This is a genomic window from Hydrogenophaga sp. (assembly GCF_030158645.1).
Taxonomy (GTDB): domain Bacteria; phylum Pseudomonadota; class Gammaproteobacteria; order Burkholderiales; family Burkholderiaceae_C; genus Hydrogenophaga.
This window is the reverse complement of the sequence record NZ_JAOASO010000088.1, coordinates 1-19,465: the sequence shown is the minus strand read 5'-3', so window position 1 is coordinate 19,465 and position 19,465 is coordinate 1. Positions and strand designations below refer to the sequence as shown.

The 19,465-nt window shown below is 63.5% G+C and carries 22 protein-coding genes; 11 read left to right on the top strand and 11 right to left on the bottom strand.

All coding sequences use genetic code 11. The features are described 5' to 3' along the window. Window positions 1-9 precede the first annotated feature (9 nt). The 7 genes from Q1W68_RS09135 to Q1W68_RS09105 form a co-directional block, all read right to left on the bottom strand. Window positions 10-984 (bottom strand): NrtA/SsuA/CpmA family ABC transporter substrate-binding protein, encoded by a 975-nt coding sequence (locus Q1W68_RS09135; protein WP_300648166.1) that lies wholly within the window; start codon window positions 982-984, stop codon window positions 10-12. A 79-nt stretch (window positions 985-1,063) separates the two neighbouring features. Further along, on the bottom strand, window positions 1,064-1,195 hold the full coding sequence (locus Q1W68_RS09130; protein WP_300648164.1) for a hypothetical protein: 132 nt from the start codon (window positions 1,193-1,195) through the stop codon (window positions 1,064-1,066). A 223-nt stretch (window positions 1,196-1,418) separates the two neighbouring features. After that, the gene (locus Q1W68_RS09125; protein ID WP_300716295.1) at window positions 1,419-2,051 is read right to left on the bottom strand and encodes a CDP-alcohol phosphatidyltransferase family protein; all 633 of its coding nucleotides are present in this window, start codon (window positions 2,049-2,051) and stop codon (window positions 1,419-1,421) included. Between the two features lie 250 nt (window positions 2,052-2,301). Continuing rightward, window positions 2,302-3,084, bottom strand: a complete 783-nt coding sequence (locus Q1W68_RS09120) for a CPBP family intramembrane glutamic endopeptidase (protein ID WP_300648160.1) — start codon at window positions 3,082-3,084, stop codon at window positions 2,302-2,304. Between the two features lies 1 nt (window position 3,085). After that, on the bottom strand, window positions 3,086-4,219 hold the full coding sequence (locus tag Q1W68_RS09115) for a cupin domain-containing protein (protein WP_300662327.1): 1,134 nt from the start codon (window positions 4,217-4,219) through the stop codon (window positions 3,086-3,088). Between the two features lie 20 nt (window positions 4,220-4,239). Further along, window positions 4,240-5,247, bottom strand: coding sequence for a 4-hydroxythreonine-4-phosphate dehydrogenase PdxA (pdxA, locus tag Q1W68_RS09110; protein ID WP_300648156.1), 1,008 nt, complete (start codon window positions 5,245-5,247; stop codon window positions 4,240-4,242). After that, window positions 5,244-6,311 (bottom strand): four-carbon acid sugar kinase family protein, encoded by a 1,068-nt coding sequence (locus tag Q1W68_RS09105; RefSeq protein WP_300648154.1) that lies wholly within the window; start codon window positions 6,309-6,311, stop codon window positions 5,244-5,246. Before Q1W68_RS09105 ends, pdxA begins: the two co-directional genes overlap by 4 nt. A gap of 39 nt (window positions 6,312-6,350) precedes the next feature. Between Q1W68_RS09105 and Q1W68_RS09100 the strand changes: the two genes are divergently transcribed. From Q1W68_RS09100 to Q1W68_RS09080, 5 genes are all read left to right on the top strand, one after another. After that, window positions 6,351-7,265, top strand: a complete 915-nt coding sequence (locus Q1W68_RS09100) for a LysR substrate-binding domain-containing protein (RefSeq protein WP_300648152.1) — start codon at window positions 6,351-6,353, stop codon at window positions 7,263-7,265. A 297-nt stretch (window positions 7,266-7,562) separates the two neighbouring features. Continuing rightward, window positions 7,563-8,228, top strand: coding sequence for a hypothetical protein (locus Q1W68_RS09095; protein ID WP_300648151.1), 666 nt, complete (start codon window positions 7,563-7,565; stop codon window positions 8,226-8,228). A gap of 22 nt (window positions 8,229-8,250) precedes the next feature. Next, the gene (locus Q1W68_RS09090) at window positions 8,251-8,991 is read left to right on the top strand and encodes a phosphatase PAP2 family protein (RefSeq protein WP_300716290.1); all 741 of its coding nucleotides are present in this window, start codon (window positions 8,251-8,253) and stop codon (window positions 8,989-8,991) included. A 700-nt stretch (window positions 8,992-9,691) separates the two neighbouring features. Beyond that, window positions 9,692-10,669: a cyclase family protein gene (locus Q1W68_RS09085; RefSeq protein WP_300648147.1), complete on the top strand. Its 978-nt coding sequence runs from the start codon at window positions 9,692-9,694 to the stop codon at window positions 10,667-10,669. A gap of 25 nt (window positions 10,670-10,694) precedes the next feature. Beyond that, window positions 10,695-11,591: a LysR family transcriptional regulator gene (locus Q1W68_RS09080; RefSeq protein WP_300648145.1), complete on the top strand. Its 897-nt coding sequence runs from the start codon at window positions 10,695-10,697 to the stop codon at window positions 11,589-11,591. A gap of 28 nt (window positions 11,592-11,619) precedes the next feature. Here the strand turns inward: Q1W68_RS09080 and Q1W68_RS09075 are convergent, their stop codons facing one another. Together Q1W68_RS09075 and Q1W68_RS09070 are read right to left on the bottom strand one after the other, a co-directional pair. Next, a complete protein-coding gene (locus tag Q1W68_RS09075) occupies window positions 11,620-12,351 on the bottom strand; it encodes a pirin family protein (protein WP_300648143.1) in 732 nt (243 codons plus the stop codon). Beyond that, window positions 12,348-13,229, bottom strand: a complete 882-nt coding sequence (locus Q1W68_RS09070; protein WP_300648141.1) for a DMT family transporter — start codon at window positions 13,227-13,229, stop codon at window positions 12,348-12,350. The genes Q1W68_RS09075 and Q1W68_RS09070 overlap by 4 nt, the downstream gene beginning before the upstream one ends. 282 nt (window positions 13,230-13,511) lie before the next feature. Here Q1W68_RS09070 and Q1W68_RS09065 point away from each other — a divergent pair, with 282 nt between their 5' ends. After that, on the top strand, window positions 13,512-14,051 hold the full coding sequence (locus Q1W68_RS09065) for a hypothetical protein (protein ID WP_300648139.1): 540 nt from the start codon (window positions 13,512-13,514) through the stop codon (window positions 14,049-14,051). Between the two features lie 158 nt (window positions 14,052-14,209). Here the strand turns inward: Q1W68_RS09065 and Q1W68_RS09060 are convergent, their stop codons facing one another. Further along, window positions 14,210-15,226, bottom strand: coding sequence for a heme-binding protein (locus Q1W68_RS09060; RefSeq protein WP_300662321.1), 1,017 nt, complete (start codon window positions 15,224-15,226; stop codon window positions 14,210-14,212). A gap of 3 nt (window positions 15,227-15,229) precedes the next feature. Here Q1W68_RS09060 and Q1W68_RS09055 point away from each other — a divergent pair, with 3 nt between their 5' ends. Genes Q1W68_RS09055 through Q1W68_RS09035 form a run of 5 tightly spaced genes read left to right on the top strand, consistent with a single transcriptional unit; the run spans window position 15,230 to window position 19,224 of the window. Further along, entirely contained in the window at window positions 15,230-16,705 is a 1,476-nt protein-coding gene (locus tag Q1W68_RS09055) for a cbb3-type cytochrome c oxidase subunit I (protein ID WP_300648135.1), read from the top strand. Then, complete coding sequence (locus Q1W68_RS09050; RefSeq protein WP_300648133.1) at window positions 16,702-17,343, top strand: cbb3-type cytochrome c oxidase subunit II; 642 nt, start codon at window positions 16,702-16,704, stop codon at window positions 17,341-17,343. The genes Q1W68_RS09055 and Q1W68_RS09050 overlap by 4 nt, the downstream gene beginning before the upstream one ends. Then, a complete protein-coding gene (locus tag Q1W68_RS09045; protein ID WP_300648131.1) occupies window positions 17,343-17,990 on the top strand; it encodes a cytochrome c in 648 nt (215 codons plus the stop codon). The genes Q1W68_RS09050 and Q1W68_RS09045 overlap by 1 nt, the downstream gene beginning before the upstream one ends. 2 nt (window positions 17,991-17,992) lie before the next feature. Continuing rightward, the gene (locus Q1W68_RS09040) at window positions 17,993-18,670 is read left to right on the top strand and encodes an SCO family protein (RefSeq protein WP_300716323.1); all 678 of its coding nucleotides are present in this window, start codon (window positions 17,993-17,995) and stop codon (window positions 18,668-18,670) included. Next, window positions 18,667-19,224, top strand: a complete 558-nt coding sequence (locus Q1W68_RS09035; protein WP_300648127.1) for a hypothetical protein — start codon at window positions 18,667-18,669, stop codon at window positions 19,222-19,224. The genes Q1W68_RS09040 and Q1W68_RS09035 overlap by 4 nt, the downstream gene beginning before the upstream one ends. 158 nt (window positions 19,225-19,382) lie before the next feature. Here the strand turns inward: Q1W68_RS09035 and Q1W68_RS09030 are convergent. Continuing rightward, the coding region (locus Q1W68_RS09030; protein WP_300716321.1) for a fasciclin domain-containing protein at window positions 19,383-19,465 on the bottom strand (83 nt) is incomplete at its 5' end.

Genomic DNA, 19,465 nt, shown 5'->3' with positions numbered 1-19,465 from the left:
GGGCGGCCTTCAATCCACCAGGGTGACGGCTGTCGGGTCCAGTGCGCGCAGTGGACCCGGGCGCATGCGTGCCAGGAAATCGGGCGAAAGATCGCCCTTCACCTGACCGGTTCGGCGCATCCAGCGCGACTGCGCCTCCATCGTGGTCAGCAACGACTGCCCCAGCGACAGGCGAAAACTCAGCAGCTCCCAGGTCTCGTTGACCACTTTGCTGTCCAGCTTGAGCTGGCTGGCCACCAGCGCCTGCGCGCGGGGTGGGTCGGTGCGTATGAAGGCGGTGGCGCGCTGCAACGCACGCAGCAGTTTGACGGCATCGGGATCGCTCAGACCGGGTTTGGCCACGAGATTCATGGTTGCCGTGTACAGCCGCGGCGCTGGGAACACCAGGCCTTTGTCCCCCAGCAGCCGCATGGCCTCCGGACCATGTGGCTGGTACAGGCCGGCGGCGTCGACCTCACCTGCGGCCAGTTGCTGCGGCGCCCGGGCCGCATCCAGTTCGACCAGGGTGACCTGATTCAGGCCAATTCCATGGAAGGTGAGGAAGGTGTCGGTGAAATAGTGGCCAGTGGTACCCCGCACGTAGCCGATGCGCTTGCCGCGCAAGTCGGCAGGCGATGCGATGCCCCGGTCGGCACGCGCGACAAAGCTGTTGTCGCGAGAGGTGGTTATCGTCGCCAGGATCTGGAAAGGCAGGCCTTCATGCACGGCGGCAACGATGGGGGTGTCTGCCACGGTCGCAACATCCACCTCTTTGTCGGTCAGGTGTTTCAGGCAACGGCGTCCGTTGACACAAGGCACGATTTGCACCGCCAGACCTTCGGCGGCAAAAAACCCTTGCCACCCGGCAATGAGGGCGGGCGAAAAATAGGGCAATTGGGCCACCGCGATGCGCAGCGGCTGGGCGACCGTTGGCGCGGCCCAGCACGCGAGCAGGAGTTGCGCCGTCAGCAGCAACCCCTTGTGAGCCCAACGACGACATGCCATATCAATCTCCACCGGATTTTTGACGATTTTGCTTGAAGGTCAGGCATCTCGATCTGCGATTGTGGGGCCACAAAACCCGTCAATTGCTCGGGTCAGACCCTATCTGCGCGGACGAACACGCGGCTCCGAGCAGCTCGCGCTTCAGTGATCGCGAACACAGGATGGCGGTCAGGCACTCGGCCGTGAGCGCCTTGGGCGGCAGGTTGTTCATGCACCTTTCTTGACAGCGCGATCAAGTGCGGCGCAAGCCGCATTCATCCATCGTTGCACACCGTGATCGGACGTCCCAGTGCCACTCCAAGCGGTGGAACGACGGGTTTCTAAGGGCCTGCCGCCGTTCGAACCCGGCTTACCGCAGTGGCCGAAGGTATGCCGCATCGCCGCCGAGTCATCAACGGCGTGGACATGATCAAGTCTTGAATCGCCTGCTTGATTCAAAACTTGGGAATGCGCAGGGTCTTGCTGATCATGGCCGTGCCCGACAGCGCGAACAGCAGGCTGATGGGATGCAACTGCCAGGGCCCGAGTTGCCACACGCCGCCCCACAGTTGCGCACCCAGCGCACCCTGCCAAGCGGCCCATGACAGCACCGCAGTGAGGATCACGCTGGTGGGGATCGGCGTGCCTTCAAAGTAGGCCACTTTGCCCGAATCGGTGGTCAGTTGTTCGGCCGTGACGTTGAAGCGCGCCAGCCGGCTGACGCCGCAGCAGACGAAGTAGCACAGGATGACGATGTCCCAACCGCTCTGCAGCCCCGCGGCAAAGCCCAGCGCTGCCGGGCCAACGCCGAAGGAGATGATGTCGGCCAGCGAATCGAGCTCGCGGCCCAGCGGCGAATGCTGGTGGCGCCAGCGCGCCACCTTGCCGTCAAAGACGTCGAAGACGAAGGCCAGCGGTGTCATGGCGGCCGACAGCAGGAAGTGCGTGAGCGACCCGCTGGCCATGTACATCATCGCCAGGAACACCGACAACACGCCGCAGGCGGCATTGCCCAGTGTGATGAAGTCGGCCAGATGAAAGCTGCGGATCATCGCGAAGCGGCGTGGCGGGGGGTTAGAGGGCGTCATGTCAAAGTCTCCGTCGTTGGCTGTGATTAAACAGGGAACACGGCGTCGAGCAGCGTTGTGGCGACAACAACGCTCATGGTGCAACGGCCGCCTGGCGCGCAAAGGGTGCGCTGCTCTTTCGTGCCGTGGCGTGGTAAGGATCAAGAAGCATCGGAGGGTCGAATTGATGCTGTGAGTGTCGCTCCGGAGCCGTCTTGCGTCGGTTGCGGAGCGTGGTTGAAGGTCTTGCAACAGCCGGGGATGACCAACGTCAGCTTCGTAGCGACATCAGCGCCCAGACCGCCCCCATGGCCAGATGTGAGCAAGCGTGGCTGAGCATGGCCGCTTCCAGGTGATAGCGCCAGAAAATCCATGCATACACCAGGGAAGCGAATCCGTTCAGGCACAGGGTGCGCAAGGCGATGCCAAAGCTGAGGTCCATCTGCGCCTGCAGCACGGGGAGGTGGGCTGCTCCGAACACCAGCGCTGTGACCAAAGCGGCCACGACAAAACAGCCTCCTATGCGCTGCCTGCGGCTCACAATCCAGAGACTCCACGTCAATACGCTCATCAAACCCCAGCGCATCACGATTTCCTCGGTGATGCCGCCGTAAAGCACGCCCAGCAGCAAAGCTTTCGCGTTTGGGCGCGACGCCTGTGAGAGAAAGTGCTGCCATGGTTCGCCCAAGCACGGTGCCACCGCCAGATCCATGCAGGCGAGCAGTGCACCCGTGGCAAGACCGACGCCTGCGGCCAGCCACCAGCCGTTGGCGCGTTCTTTGGGTTGTGCTGTGCCCGCCAGCACGCTTCGCAAACCGACTCGGTGTGCTACCAGCACACCAAGCAGCGCCGCAACGATCAGCAACACCATGGGATTGAGCAGCGTCAGGCCTTTCAGCATCCATGTCGGCATCTCGGCCAGCTCAGGGCGCTGCGCCAGAAGAGCTTCGGGCACCGGCTGCAGCAGCAGTGCCAGCACTCCCAACAAGCCCACGGCGACCAGCGCGACCGCTCGCCTCAACACCGTACGCTTGGGCGGCGTAAAACTGTTCATGTCAGCCTACCTCCTCATGGCCCACTTGGAGCCGGTCAGCTCCCTGGCGGACCTCGTGATCAGTTTGCCTGCTGAGAGCCATCGCTCGCCGCTCTGGCCCCAAGTCAGACCTGCCGGAATGTAAGTGGGCTCTGGGCGGGAGGTGCGTGGACCGCACGGACCCGATCGCAGGAGCGATCGTCAGCACGTCGCAAGGTTCTATTGCGATCGGGCAGTGTTCAACGCCGTACGGCACAACAATGAATTCGCCTGGCTCGATGATTTCCTCGCGATCCCTGAACTTCATGAGGAGCCGACCTTTGTGCACCCAGTACAACTCGTCGCTGTGTTGCCGAAACACCCAACTCGATGCACCTCCAAATCTGGCAAGCCCAAGTTGCATGTCGTTGATTCGACCTGCGATCCTGGGCGCACACGGATCAGACAGCCTTCCGAACGCATGCGAGAGACTTTCCTTGTGGATGGGCGAGATGTGCTGGTTGAAAGCCGCCAGGTCCCGGATGATGGCCGCGAGCTGGGTTGCAAGGTCTTTGGCGGGGGCGGGATAGTTGCCGTCGAGCGCGGCGGTACCCACTGTGAAGCCGGCTGCGCCGGCATCTTTCACCACGCCAATCCGACCGGGGGTGTCGATGGAACCGGCGACCAACACGGGCTTGCACACTGACGCGCAGACGGCCTTCATCAACGCGGGCACATCTTCCTTTGAACGGTAGGCCAGCAAGTCCAGCCCGTGAACTCCATCGCGGGCGGTGATGGCCTTGGCGCTCTGAACGATCTCCGCAATCGTGCCCTCAAGAACGCTGGGGTGCCCGGATATCCGCCCAGGGAAGGGAAAGTACTGGATGCCTGTGCCTTGAAGGACCGGCAACACCTCGTCAACACGCGTGCCTCCAAGGAGGACGTCGACCCCGATGTCGACCGCCGCCCTGGCCGACGCGATCTCGCTGTCACGATCAAGTGACACGACTTCGAGGTACGACATCACGCCATGAGCTTTGATGACTCTGTTCAGGGACTTCAGCTGGTCGATCGGTAGCCCGATATCCTTGAATCCGATGTGGCGAACGCCCAGGTCAAGAGCGGTCTGCAAGTGCTGTGATGCATCGGCGACGGTCCGGTCGTTGCGCGTGAGCATGAAGATGAATCGAAGTCCCATCAAAAAACCCTTTCATGAATGCTGGACTCTTGGACCGCCACCAGCCGTTTGGCATAAGCGAGCGCTGTTTGCAGGCTGGCGGGGTCGGCAATACCCTGGCCAGCGATGTCGAACGCCGTGCCGTGATCCGGGCTGGTTCGCACAAAAGGCAATCCGAGCGTGATGTTCACGCCCCTCTCAAGGCCGAGGTATTTCACTGGAATCAAGCCTTGATCGTGGTACTGGGCCACGACGACGTCGAAGCGTCCCGCTCGGGCCTGCATGAAGACTGTGTCGCCTGGATAGGGGCCGCTCGCGTCGATGCCCTCAGCGCGCGCTGCATGAATGGCAGGCGAGATGATCTTGATCTCTTCCTCCCCGAAGAGGCCGCCCTCTCCCGCATGCGGGTTGATCCCTGAAACTGCAACCCTTGGCGCCGCGATGCCCACAGCCTTGCAGCCCAAGTGCGCAAGTCGGATGGCACTCATCTGGGCCTGAAAGTCCGCTTGCTCGATGGCCTTGCGCAGCGAGATGTGAGTGGTGACGAGCACCGTCCGTATGTCGTCGTTGGCCAGCATCATCGCAACGCGCTGGGCACCACCATGGTCCGCCAGTATCTCGGTGTGGCCAGGGTAGCGAACACCGGCGCAGGCCATGGCTTCCTTGTTGATCGGCGCGGTCACAATTCCGGCGACTTTGTTGGACCGGGCTGATGCAATCGCCGCCACGACAGCGTCGTAGGACGCCTGTCCAGAAGCGGCACAAACCCGGCCAATGGGTGGTAACTCGACGAGTCGTGTGACCTCGATGACTTCGATCACACCGGGTTGAGGCTGTATGACTTCAGGGCAGCTTATACGCCTGACGGTGGCATCGATCCCCAGTCGGCTCACGATGTCTGCCATCACCAAGGGGCTGCCAAACACGACTGCTTGTTCCTTGCCGCTGGCCAGCGTCTTGGCCACGATCTCGGGGCCGATACCAGAAGCGTCGCCCATCGTGATGGCCATGGGAAGGCGTGCCGTCATGCCGATACCCCTGCTGACAAAGGAGCAACCCTTTGAAGCTTGGCGACGGCGCAGCGCAAGGCATCGTCATCACCGAAGCCCCCCGCCTTCATGGCCAGCCACAGTGGCCGGCCGCTGTCCAAGATCGCGCGACACAGTGGAAAGCCCGGAGCCAGTTCATGGTGGACCTCGAACTCTCGAACACCCAGTCGATCAAGGATGGCGTCCATCGTGTCTCCGCCACTGACGATCAGGGCGTCAAAGCGCTTCCGCAGAAGCAACTCTTCTGCCTCGAGAGCAATGCGTCGCAGGACAGCGTCAGGATCGTCCTCGCGCGCGACAGGTCCGCACACCAGCGTGACGCCAGTGCTGTGTGCAATGGCCTTGGCCTGCCGGTGGCTGTGCGGATTGGCGCTGCCGACCACAACGAGAACGTTCTCAGCGTCATGGCGAACCGAAGCCCTGTGCGTTTCTGAAGGTGTCAAACGACGGGCCAGCGCCAAGGCCATCCCGGGCGATCCCGCCCAAAGGATCGACTCCGGCTCGGGCAGCGCAGCAATCTTGGCATCCAGTTCTTCTTCCGTGGCGGCGTCGAGCAGGAAGACGTTCTGGATGCAATTCGGGACGAGTTCCGCGAGGGATGAGTGGCGGGCGGGATGGACAGGGTCCCGGCCATACACACTTTCAGCAACAGGGATGCCGTCGACGAGCTGAATGCCTTCGACGGTCGTGCGCCCTGCTGCGGGAAAGGCTGGCGCCAAAACGAGCAGGCTGCGCCCGCTGGCTTTGAAGCACGCTTCCAGTTCGGCAGTGACGTGACCGCGCAGCGTGGAATCCACCGTCTTGTAGAGCACTTCGCGGCCCGCCAGGCTGGCCGTCAGAGCGGCGACGCGCGCAGCAGCTTCTGCGCGCGCAGCCGATCGAGAACCGCAGTCAACGGAGACGACGGTACCTGCCAGACGCGGTGGCCGGCCTCTGCCAACGATCGCTGTCAGACCCCGCACAACGAACGGGCCTGCTGCGTCTGCCGCGCTGGTCAGGTCGTCTGCAACGATAGCCACACGGTGGTTGGTATCTATGTTCATGCGTCAATTGTCCAAAGGAGACGTGCGAATGAAAAGCGATTGTTTCTGTACAAAAGCGGTGAGAAAATCTCACCAATGAATCGCGCTGACATTCCCTCTCTGGATGACCTGCGGGCGTTTGAAGCGACCGCGCGACTGGGCTCCGTTCGCTTGGCTGCAGAACACCTTGCGCTGACCCATGGTGCGGTGAGCCGCCGCATCACCAAGCTCTCGGAGGACTTGGGCTTTCGGCTGTTCGAGAAGAGCGGTCGGGGCCTGCGCCTGACCTCGGCCGGTCAGACGCTCAACCTCACGCTCGGCAGGTTCTTCGGCGAGTTGGCGGCGACCGTGGAGACTCTTCGCGCCGCAAGTGGCCAGCAGAGAACCCTCGTGCTCTCCTGCGAACCCTCAGTTGCGATGCGCTGGTTGATCCCGCGGCTGGGAGCGTTTCAAGGAGCTCATCCGCACATTGCCCTTCATCTTTCAGTCGGTGGCGGAGACGTCGAGTTCCATCGCGATCGCATCGATTTGGCGATACGCCGTCTCGACTTCGCGATGCCCCCTTCATGGCGCGTTCAGCACCTCTTCACGGAAAGGGTTGGCCCTGTCATGAGTCCCAAACTGACGCCCTCGTTCAAGCGCGGCGAATACATCGCGTTGGGTTCGAAGACACGAGCAAAGGCGTGGACACAGTGGCTGGAAGCCCACCCGGCAGTTCCCCGCCCCACAGAGATTCGGTACTTCGACCACCACTTCCTGATCGTCGAGGCTGCGTGCGCTGGTCTCGGTGTGGCAATGAGTCCCCTGGTCTTGGCTAGCGACGATCTGGAGAAGAAGCGCCTCGTCGGCCCGCTGGGCTTTGATACCGACGGAAGCCACTACGGGTTGATCTGGCAGGGGCGGACTGAGCTTGTCGGAGCCGAGATTGAATTGGCTGACTGGCTAAAAACCGAGTGCTCACGGTCATTGGCCTAGTTACCGTCCGATCGTCTGAGCTGATCCCATGTGAAGCAAGTTCGTGGCATCCCGCTCCGGGTACGTGCTGAGACTTTGTGCTCAGACAGCAATCCTGGCGGCCTGACCCGTTCATCTGCATGGAAACATCAAATCATGAACAAGCTCGCGCTCAAGACTCTGCTGGACACCGACTGGTCTGCAACTGACTGGTAACAAAATCCACCGCCCCCTGGCGGAGAAGCGTTCGCGCATGCCAAGCGACAAGGCTTGATGGTCGACCCGCTCCGGCGCTCGCACGAATAAATCATCGTCCAGATGCGACAGGAGGTGCAGCGTTTGAGCCAGCGACAGGTCGCAGACGGGTTACTGGCGAGTCTGTCCACTCGCCGGCTTGACTGGCGCTCCGCGCTTGGGAGTTTCTCGGTCGCGCAGCGGCTCACTGACCATCGGGTCTCAACGGACGAAGAACAGTGCCATGTCTGTGGGCTGTATCGTGCGCGCCAGACACAGGACCTCAATGTGCTCAATTTCGAGCGTTTGAAGTGGGGCGGCGTGAGACACTCAGATCTGGTCTACGCGCTGCTGGAACTCGAACTGTTTCTCGCCCATCCACCCACAATCCCCACCGAGGACGACCTACAGATCTTTCAGGACCTGATGACGTCAATCGCGACGGTTTCACCCTCGCTCACAGCCTCGGCTTTGCACCACCACTTTCCTGCAAGCTTGAAAGTGAACAAGGCGGAACGGGATCATCATCGTTTTGTCGACATGGCCTACCCGGCATGCTGGTGGAATGGTTCGGTGGGCATCCATCTGCTCCGCATGTCGGCATTGTTCGGGCACGTGTTGCAGCTGACAAGACCTTCCGTAGGCAATCCGGACCCTGCGGATTCGTCTCGCCGAGATGAACCCCGGGAAAAGATCGTAACCAAACAGCTTCCTTCGGATGCAAAGAGCCCCAGTCTTGGTAGGGTTTGACCCTTGGATTCAGTGGTCCAGAATGCACCGTCTCCCACCAACCAACGGCGCACCCACATTGCAACCCAGTCGATTTCGCCATCTCATCGAACCCACCGCCCTGCTGCTCGTCTTGTTGCTGTCGCTGGCTGCGGGCGCGTTTGTCTGGACAGTCGACGAGATGCGGGAAGGCGAGACCATGCTGCGCGATCGGCAGTGGCTTCTTGCCTTGCGCGTCCCCAGTCAGTCGGAACATTTGTTGGGCGGCGCCCCGGCCCTCCAACTGGCCCGCGAAGTGACCGCGTTGGGTAGCCCTTGGCTTTTGTGTCTTCTGGTCGGTGGCGTTGCCGCGGTTCTCATGGCGATGCGCCAGCGGCGTCTGGCGCTCTTCATCCTTGTTTCCACCTCGGCCGGCGCTTCGTTCAACGCGGCCCTGAAGTTGGGTTTCGAACGCACACGCCCCGACCTGGTTCCTCACGAGGTCATCGTGACGAACGCCAGTTTCCCCAGCGGTCATGCATTTGGGGCGGCGATGGTGTATTTGACGCTTGCTGCGTTGCTGACTCTCAGGCTTGAGCTGCGTGCACCTCGCGCAGTTCTGCTGGGGTTGGCCATCGGTGTGACGCTGGCGGTGGGCGTGAGCCGCATCGCACTGGGTGTGCATTGGCCCAGCGACGTGCTGGCTGGTTGGGCTGTCGGCTCAGCCTGGGCGTTGGCGACCTGGCTGGTCGCCAACGCCACGGGTTGGTTTGATCGCAAGGATCGGCCTGATTTTTCTGATTGAGTCGGCGGATCCTGGCACTGGCGGGGCCTGAACGCTTCGATCCTCAGAACGCGCTTTCGAAGAGCCAGTTTGCGAGAGCTCAGCGGCGAACCCAGCGTTGGTGATTCGAGCGCAGCGGTCCGTCCACGGCATGGACAGCGATACCGCCCCAAAGCTGCTTCGGCGTGAGTTCGACCGTCGTTTCCTCCCCGGCTTATCGGCAGCGACCCTCGTAGATCACGATCGTCGCCGGCGAGTGGATCGTGACTCCGTGAGCCGACCTCTTCTCGATGAGGTACCCGTCGGGACACCTGCGCGCTTGGGCCAGCTGTGCGCCCAGGTTGCGCAGCCGCGCTTCCTCCGCTTCAGGATTCGAAAGATCGCAAGCACCCGGGCAATCCGACCGGTAGGAAAAGCCGCCGGGCGTGGCCACCAGCGGCGCCCTCAACTGGAACGAGTGCGAGCAGGAAACCAGCCAGAAACTGGTGAGAAGCACAAGCAGTGGCTGGGGCCATCTGGAAGACATGTCTTGCACAACGCCTTTCTGTTGAGATTCAAGAGATGCGCAGTGGGACCGTAGGGTACAGCGCAGTCGAGATGATGTCAGCACGCGCTGCCTGTTGTTCACGCTCCGAGAACACTGCACTCCCACCCAGCGCCTATGCGGCTGAGGGAGGGTTGTCCACCATCACGGGCTTGTTCAACCACCCAGGAGATTTCCTTGATTTCCCGTCTTTCCCCGCTTGTTCTGGCCACCTTGATGGCGACCAGCCCCACCCATGCCAACGAGCCGGAACGCGCAGGCACCAGTCCGTTCGGTCCCCAGGACGAGATCGGCATGCTCAACAAGGTGACACCCGATTCGGTGTTCAAGGTGCTGCGGCGCATCAGCAGTGGCAAGACCTACGACTTGAGCGTTGAGTTTTATGTGGGCATGCCCAGCTACTACTTCCTGGGCCAGCCCCGCTTCCAGATCTGGAACGTGCACACACCCCAAGGCACGATCGTCGACGACCCCAACGGCCTGGGCAAAGAGAAGAACAGCCATGTGACCTACTCGGGCTCTGCCTTTTCGATGTACGCCCACACGGGCACCCACATCGACGCGCTCTCGCACTTCGGGCTGCAGGGTCAGATCTACAACGGCTTCAAGACCGAAGACCACCTCGGCGACCGTGGCTGGCGCAAGGCCGGGATCGAGAAGTTTCCGCCCATCATTGCCCGTGGCGTGCTGGTTGATGTGGCGCGCTACAAAGGCGTGGAGGTGTTGCCCGAGTCCTACGGCATCACGGTCGAGGACATCCAGGGCACGCTGCGCGCGCAAAATGTGGTGCTGGAAGACGGCGACGTGGTCATGGTTCGCACCGGTCGCATGCGCTGGTTCAAGGACAACGACAAGTACATGCACAACACCCCTGGTCTCACCCGTGAATCGGCCAACTTTCTGGCCGATCGCGGCGCCATCGTCATCGGTGTGGACAACATCAGCACCGACGTCTGGCCTGCTCAGGAGAGCCAGAACTGGATTCCCGTGCACAGCGCCATGCTGTCACAGCGTGGCGTGCCGATCATGCAGAACGTGAACCTCGAAGGCCTGGCCGCCGACCGGGTGTACCAGTTCGCCTGGTTGGGTGCGCCCCTGAAACTGCGTGGCTCGGACGGTGCGCCGATGCGTCCCGTGGCCATCCCCATCCGCTGAACCCAGCCCCCACCCGGAGAGTCCCATGGACAGACACCTCGCCATGCAATGTTTCTGCCGGGTAGTGGAGACGGGCAGCTTTGCCGCGGCTTCGCGCGATCTCGATCTTTCTCGCTCGGTCATCACCAAGTACGTTCAGTTTCTTGAAGAGTGGACCGACACCCGCCTGCTGGAGCGCACCACGCGCACCATGCAGCTCACCGGCGCGGGGGCCCGGTTCTACGCCCATTGCCGGCGTGTGATCGACGACACCGAGGCGACCCTGGGCGAACTGCGGGACGAGACGGCGGGTGTTCGCGGGCGCATCGTCGTCTCAAGTCCGGTGTCGCTCGGGCTTTCTTTCCTCGCCGAGCACTTTCATGTCTTCCAGCAGCAGCATCCGCATGTGGAGCTGGAACTGCGGCTGGACGACCACACGGTCGATCTGGTGCGCGAGGGCGTCGATGTTGCGTTGCGCGGAAAGGCCCGACTGGACGACTCCAGCCTGGTGGCCGTGCCGCTGATGGAGATCGAGCGCGTGGTGTGCGCATCGCCCTCGTTCTGGCGCGAACACGGGCTGCCGGCGCATCCGCGTGAGCTCCCTGGTTCGCATTGCCTGCCCTACCTGCTGGGACAGGATGCCTTGCAGTGGACATTCGATGGGGAAGATGGTCGCCACACGGTCGACGTGCAGGGGCGCTTCCGGGCCAACAACAGCCTGCTGCTGATCGACGCCATGCAGCGCGGGCTGGGTGTTGGGTTGGTGCCGCGGGTCATGGTGCGCCACGCCTTGCGCGACGGTTCGCTGGTACCGGCCCTGGTGAACCACCGGACCGAGCCCAGGCGTCTGTTTGCGGTGTACCCCAGCCGCGAACACCTGCCTGCGCGCGTGCGCGCGCTGGTCGAGTTCCTCAAGGACCGGTTGCCGAACGCGGACGCTTGAGCGCCCGACCCCGCCACCTGCCGACCCGTCACAGCGCGGGCGCAGGCAGGTCGACACACAAGAGCATGGCGTGTGAGGACGCCTTCAGGAGCAACGGGTCTGCGTGGTGGTGGAACGCCAGGGCATCGCCCTCGCTCAGGGTGGTGCATTCACCCGAAACCCCCGACACCTGCACCGAGCCCTCCACCACCTGCAGCAGCCGGGCGCCGGCAGACTTGAGCGTGAGCACCCTGCCCGGCCTGGCACAGCCCATCCCAATCCGGACATCGGCGTCGGGCTGGAACAGACCGGCTTCCTCTCCACACAGCGCCACCCAGTGCCCTGGCTGGGGCAGCCCGATGTTGTGCACCTGAACTGCCGGTGCGAGGCCGCGCCGCGTGGGTTCCACCCACAGTTGCAGATGGCGATCGGTTTGCTCGGTCGACGCGTTCATCTGGCTGTGGGCCATCCCGCTGCCAGCGCGCATCCACTGGATTTGCCCGGGGCGAACCCATTGATGGCGGCCTTCGGAGTCCCGGTGCTCGATGGGTGCCGTCAGCGGCACCATGAGGATCTCGAGGTTCTGGTGTTCGTGCATGCCGAAGCCCGAGAGCGGCAACACGCGGTCGTCGTTGAGCACCCGCAGCGGACCGAATCGCTCGCGCCCCGCCAGACGCCAAGGACCGAAGTTCAAGGTCAGGCGCGCGTCCAGCCAGCTGGTGGAGAAGCGACCGCGCCGTTCGCCGGGCCAGAGCACGGGTCGTTGTTCGAGCGAGGTCATGGGGCGACCTCCGCAGGGAACCGGTTGATCATCCAAAGCGCGCTGCCGATCAACAGGATGGCAGGCCACAAGGTCCAGGCCACGGTTTCGCCGAAGAAACGGGTGCCGATGCCCACGCTCACCAGCATCATCACGTAGCCGATGAGGCTGAAGGCCACGGGTTCGGCGCGCCGTTGCAGGGCGAAGTAGCAGAGATAGCCGGCCACCAGCGCGACGGTCTGCAAGAGCAGCCAGACCGCGCCGTCCCGGTCTGTCAGGCGGATCGTCCCCTCCTGAACCATCGGCGCGAGCACCGCCAGCAGCAGGGCGGAGCCCACCAACGTGGCGGCCGACAACCAGGCGTCCGGCAGGTCGCGCGGCATGTGCAGGCCACGGTAGACATTGGTGGCAGCGATCGAAGTGGGCATCAGCAGGGCCACGGCGATGAAGGTGGCGTCCAGCTGCAGCGACCAGACCTGCCCTCCCACGAGCAACAGCCCGCCCGCCATGCCCAGCCCCACGGCGGCCAGGCGCACGGGGCGCAGCTTCTCGCGCCCGAGCAAGGCCATGATCGCCAAGGTCAGCACAGGCGTCAGGGTGAACGACAGCGAAGCAAAGCCGGCACCTGCATGGGCCGCCAGCCCATGGGCGGCGAGCATGGGGAGGGCGTGACCGAATGCGCCCGCCACCAGACCGAAGCGTGCCAGCCGTTGACCAACGCCGTCCGCACCGTGGCGCGCCAGACCGATGCTTGCCAGGATCAACCCGGCCACGGCGGTCGGCCACAGGGTGAAGGCAACCACGTGAAGGCCGTCGGCGCTGGCCATCCGCGCCAGCGGGTTGCCCAGTCCGAGCAGAACACCGGTGCCCATCACCAGCGTCCATGTGAGTGTTTGCAAGATGCGCTCCTTGTGTGATCGAGGCATCGAGCGTAGGCAGCGCAGCGCTTTGGAAATAGCAGCAACGCATGACGTGACTGTTCACAGAACACCGCCAATTCACCGCGTGGGTGGCTCCCCAGACGGACCGTGTCTCTGTTCAACCTTCGAGAAGAAAATGATGACCCGAATCCTGGTTCTGCAGCGCTCCAGCTGAGGCCACGTGGAGGCGATGGCCCATGCCTTGGCCGATCTGCAATGATTCGCTGAATGGTTCGATGCGGCAGATTGCAGGAGACACGAATGCCAGCCTTCTTCAACCCTCCGCTGATGCTCAGCGTCTTGTCTGTCGGCCTGCTGGGCGCTTGCGCGTCCGCACCTCCTGCGAACAGTCTCGCCACGGTGGCGGTTCAGGCAACCGTCACGCCCACCGATCTTCAAGCCACCCATTCCCATGCGATTCGTGTGCGGGCCGCGCTGCAGCGCGCCGGAATCGATCGGGAGGTGGTCTTGGCCGGGCGGGTGGTGCGGGTGGCTTGCGCGACGATGAGCGACGGCACCTGGGGTGGTCTGGGCGTGTTGCCCGAGGGCACTCGCGCAGCAAACGACAGCGTCTGGCGCATCCGGGTGCTGGACGTGGGTGACAACGAGCGTGAAGCGGTGAACCCGATCGCCGATCCCCTGCCGGCGCTGACCTGGTCTGGCAAATCGGCCTACACCTTCGTGCCCAACTGGCGCGAGTTGGGACGTTTCTCCAACCTCGATCCGGTGCCTCTGCCTGGCGATCAGGTGGGTCGGTACCACGTTGTTTTCAGCCGGTACCTCGTGCGCTGCTCTGGATGAACGCATGCCCGGTCAGCGACTGGGAAGTTTTCAACCTGGCCAACGGCTGGGGGCTCCCAGCAGGCGTGCAGCAGATGGGCATGTGGCCCTTCGAATGCCACACACGACGGAACGCTCGGGAACAACAACACACTTTGCAGTGTGTGTCCGGATGCTCCTCAGCGGGAGTCGGCCACGCGCAACCAGATCTCGTTGCGCCGCATGAACCAGGGAATGAACGGCGCGTTGTAGCGGGACACCACGGGCTCGCCTGTCCAAGCGATGTCGGCGGCCTTCAGCGTCGACTGCAGCTTCGAAAGATGCTCGTCGTCGTTACTGGTCGACCAAAATCCTGAATAGCGGATGACGGCCACCACCGCCGGCGGCACCTCCCGAAGCCGAACGCGGGTGTCCAGCGGCTCGGGTGCAGTGGCCAGTGTCACGCCCCTTGGCAGAACGAACTGCACCAGGAAACCGCCCGGCGTTGCTGTCTGGGTCACGGGGGCGGTCATGTCCAGTTTCACGGGGACGGCGGTCTGCGTGACGGGCGCCGTCATCTCCAGTTTTCGCTCGCCCTTGTTCTTGCCGAAGATGTACCCGGCGAGGATCGGGAACGCCTGCCCGCCAGCGTCGGCGGCGGGACCGGGAACCACCACTTCGGCCACGGTGTAGGCGGCGTACTGGCGCAGCTCAACGCCCTCGATTTGCCGCAACACTTGGTGATCAGGTTCTTCGATGGCTTGGGCTGTCATGTGCGTGGTGGCCAAGATGGCAGGCATGAGCGCAATGGCCGCGCGCGCGGCCATCGAACGGGCGGGTGTGAAAAGGCTCAAAAATCGCATCGTCGAGGTCTCATGTGAAAGGGTGTCGGGCTGCCGCCTCATGGATTGTGTGCTTTGCGATGCACAGGGCGCGGCGTGGGGATTCCCTGAAAACCCCCAGAGGCACAGTTCCGGATGGAAGATGCGATAAACCGGTTCCAGTTTCCATTCCCCACTCCCATGGATTTGACCGTCGGCGTTTTGTTGGGCACCTTCATCCTCTCGGTGTTGGCGCTGTTTGTATTCATTGCGTCGATGGCCAAAGGGCTGTTTGGCAGCGGTGGCGCTGCGTCGGTGCAGATTTTCGATGCCGATGAAGTCGGCAAGGTTGAAGATCCGGCTGCCACGCTGAGCCAACGCGGCAGCCTTCAGCAAGCCATGGATCCATCGCAAATGGACACACAGCGCGACGCACAAGAGGTCGAGACCCGGCTGCGCGCCGACCAAAGCAGCTCGCTGGTGGTGGGCGTGTGCCTCACGATGGCGGTGATGTGGCTGGTGCTGGCCTCTGTGGCGGGCTTGGTGGCATCGATCAAGATGCATTCTCCCGACTGGCTGGTCGATCAGGCTTGGCTCACCTTCGGTCGCATCCGGCCGATCCATTTGAACCTGGTGGCCTACGGCTGGTGCTCGATGGCGGGCATCGGTGTGGCGCTGTGGCTGATCCCGCGGCTGCTGAAGACGGAGCTGGTGGGCTCCAAATACGCCCTCATCGGTGGCGCCCTGTGGACCATCGGCGTGATCGCAGGCACCGTGGCCATCGCGCTGGGTTACTCCGATGGCCTGGAGTGGCTCGAGTACCCATGGAAGATCGACATCCTGCTGGTGATCGGTGGAGCGCTGGTGGGTTTCCCCATGTGGCTGACGCTGCTGCGGCGCAAGGTTGACCACCTGTATGTGTCGGTCTGGTACATCGCGGCAGGTCTGCTCTGGTTCCCGGTGCTCTTCCTGATTGGCAACTGGCCCGATTTGCACTTCGGCGTGCAACAGGCCACCATGAACTGGTGGTACGGCCACAACGCACTGGGCCTGTGGTTCACACCGCTCGGACTTGCGGCTGCCTACTACTTCATTCCCAAGGTGCTGGGCAAACCGATTCACAGTTACAACCTGTCGCTGCTGGGATTTTGGTCGCTGGCCTTCTTCTACAGCCAGGTGGGCGGACACCACCTCATCGGTGGGCCGGTGCCGTCGTGGCTCATCACCATCAGCATCGTGCAAAGCATGATGATGATCGTGCCGGTGCTGGCCGTGGCGATCAACCAGCACCTGACCGTGCTCGGCAACTTCCGCGCTCTGCTGTACTCGCCCACACTGCGCTTCATCGTGCTGGGCGCCATGCTCTACACCGCCGCGTCGGTGCAGGGTTCGTTGCAGGCGCTGCGCTCGGTCAACACCGTGACGCACTTCACCCACTACACCGTGGCCCATGCGCACCTGGGTCTGTACGGGTTCTTCTCCATGGTCATGTTCGGCGCGATCTACTTCATCATGCCGCGCGTGATGAAGTGGGAATGGCCCTATCCCTGGATGATTTCAGTCCACTTCTGGCTGGTGGTCGGCGGGTTCGCGGTGTACTTCATCGGCCTGTCGTTTGGCGGCTGGTACCAGGGCTTGGCGATGCTCGACAAGGACATCCCATTCATGGACAGCGTGACGCTCACCATCCCCTACCTGCAAGCCCGCTCGGTGGGCGGCGCATTGATGACGCTGGGTCATCTGGTCTTCGCGCTGCACTTCTTCATGATGGGCTGGAAATTTGGGCCTCGACGTCTGGGGGCCGCGCTGCTGGCGTCTCCCGGTCCGGCGTCCACGATGGCACAGCCGGCGACGGCTCGGGGAGCGACAGCATGAGCATGGGTGTGGGCAAATATGAAATGGACGAGCTGCGGCTCGTCGTGGGGACCATGGTCATCCTGTCGGTGGCCACTGCGTTGTTGGTGGTGATGCCGTACCTGTTGTTGAAGGACACCAAGCCACCGGCCAAGCTCGCCCCCTACACCGACACGCAGCTGATCGGCCGGCAAAGCTACATCGCCAACGGCTGCGTGTACTGCCATTCGCAACAGCCTCGGGACATCGCGCAGGCACCCGACGCCCTGCGTGGTTGGGGCCGTGCATCGGTGGCGGCGGATTACGCGTACGACACCCCGCATCTGCTGGGCACCATGCGCACCGGCCCCGACCTGCTCAACATCGGTGCCCGCCAACCCAGCCGCGACTGGCACCTGGGCCACCTGTACGCACCGCGCGCCTACACACCGGGCTCGATCATGCCGCCCTACCCTTACCTGTTCGAGGTGCGCGAAGGGGAGGCCAGAGCGGGCGAGGTGGTGGTCAACCTGCCGCCGTCGCACGCCAAGCCGGGCCAGGTGGTGGTGGCCAAGCCCGAAGTGCTGGCGCTGGTGGACTACCTGATCGCACTGGACCGTACCTACCCGGCCCTGACCGCCGAAGACGACCTGGCCGTCGACCGAAAGGCGCCACGCTGATGGCCGCCGACAAACCCCGATCCGGGTCCGACCACGACCGCGCTGGCGAAAACATCCACGGCAGCGAGCACGCGGCCATGCGGCGCGAGAACGCCGATCCCGACGAAAAGGTCCGGCCCCTGCCCTGGTTCTTCACGATGTTCTTGGGGGCGATGGGCATGTGGGGTGCCTTCTACATCGTCAGCACCCCCTCGGGCGAAGCGTCGGCCTATGGCGACCAGCGCACGGTCAGCACGCTGAGGCCAGCCGTGGTCCGCGCGGGCGCTGCAGCGGTGGACGGCAAGCAGATCTACGGCGCCAAGTGCGTCGCCTGCCATCAGGCGTCCGGCATGGGCGTGGCGGGCGTGTTTCCACCACTGGCCGGTGCCGAGTGGGTGTTGGGCGACGAAAAGGTGCTCACCAGCATCTTGCTGCACGGCGTCAACGGCGAACTGGTGGTCAAGGGCACCACCTACAACGGGGCCATGCCCGCGTTCGGCACCCTGCCCGATGAAGAGATCGCGGCGGTGCTGACCCACATCCGCAGCGAGTGGGGCAACCAAGCGCCCCCCATCACGGCCGCGACGGTCGCGGCGCAGCGCGAGGCCACCAAGGCTCAATCGGGCCCCTATGCTGGTGGCGCTGCTCTCACGGCCTTGGCGCCTTGACGGTGGCGGCGGCGGGTACTCCCTTGCCGGCAAACCTGTCCGCTGACGGGCTGCTTCACACCTTTGCAGCCAGCCTGCTGGTGCTGGCGGCCGGGCTGTGGGCCCTGTTTGATGCCACCGGGGGCGGAACGGCCTACACCACCGAAACACAACGGCGCAGCGAGGTGGCGCGCGCGGCCGTGCCGGTGCCGGATTTCGCGGTGGTCGACGCTCTGGGGCGCACGGGTTCGCTCCGCGAATGGCTGGCCCAGGGCGATCGGGTCTGGATCGTCGACTTCGTCTACACGCGCTGTGCAACGGTTTGCCTGTCGCTGGGCACGGTGTTCCAGCAGTTGCAGGCGCAGTTGGCAGCGCAAGGCCTGCAGAACCAAGTGGGGCTGCTGTCGATCAGCTTCGACCCCGAGCAGGACCGTCCGCCCGCGCTGGCGGACTATGAAAAACGCATGCGCATGCAGCCCGGCGTTTGGCAGGCCGTGAGTCTGGTCAACCCGGAAGACCGGCGCCGGCTGCTCGACACCTTCGGGATCATGGTGGTACCCGCGCCGTTGGGTGAGTTCGAGCACAACGCAGCGCTTCACATCGTCACCGCTGACGGCCAGCTCGTGCGCATTCTGGGTCTGGAAGACGGGCCACGGGCCATGGCGCTGGCCAGGGAACTGGCCAACGCATCTGCACCGTGAAGACCCTGGCGCTGGTGCTCACCATGGGGGCGACCGCCCTGTCGCTGCCGCCGCTGCGCGTGCTCATCGAGCAGAGCATGGTCTGGCACATGCTGGTGCAGATGCCGCTGTTGGTGGCCGCAGGCGCGGCGTGGTCGACGGTGGTGGGGGACCGCCTGACACGCTGGAACCGGTTTGGACTGACCGGGTTCATGCTGGCGCAATGCATCACGGCTTACTGGATGGTGCCCGCCATGATCGATCGGGCGGTGGTGCTGCCCGGAGCCGATGCGGCCAAGCTGGTCACGTTGTGGCTGGCGGGCGCAGCGCTGCGCCAGGGCTGGGTGCAGTCGAATCTGGCGGTGCAACTGTTCTTCGTCGGCTATGGCCTGCCGATGATGGCCTGGCTGGGTTTCTTCCTGGCCAGTACCGACCGGCGGCTTTGCAACGCGTATTCGCTCGAAAGCCAGTTGCAGGCAGGGCAAGGACTCGTCGCCCTGTCGATCGCGCTGGCTCTGTGGTGGGGGGTATCCCTGCGTCGACACCTCGCGACCTCGCAGGCCACGGTGCGCTGAGCGACCTCGGGAAAGCCACGGTCATCCGAAAGACTGGCTCGCATGCGCCTCCTTCTGGGCACCGGTTTTCCTCGAAAGCCGGTGCCACCGAATGCTGGCCGTTCTCAACAAAACGGGCGGTCTCCGCAGGGAGACCGCCCGCAGCTTTGTGAAGCCGCTTACTTCGGCAGCATCACCTTGTCGATGACGTGGATCACGCCGTTGGACTGGTACACATCGGCGATGGTCACGGTGGCCACAC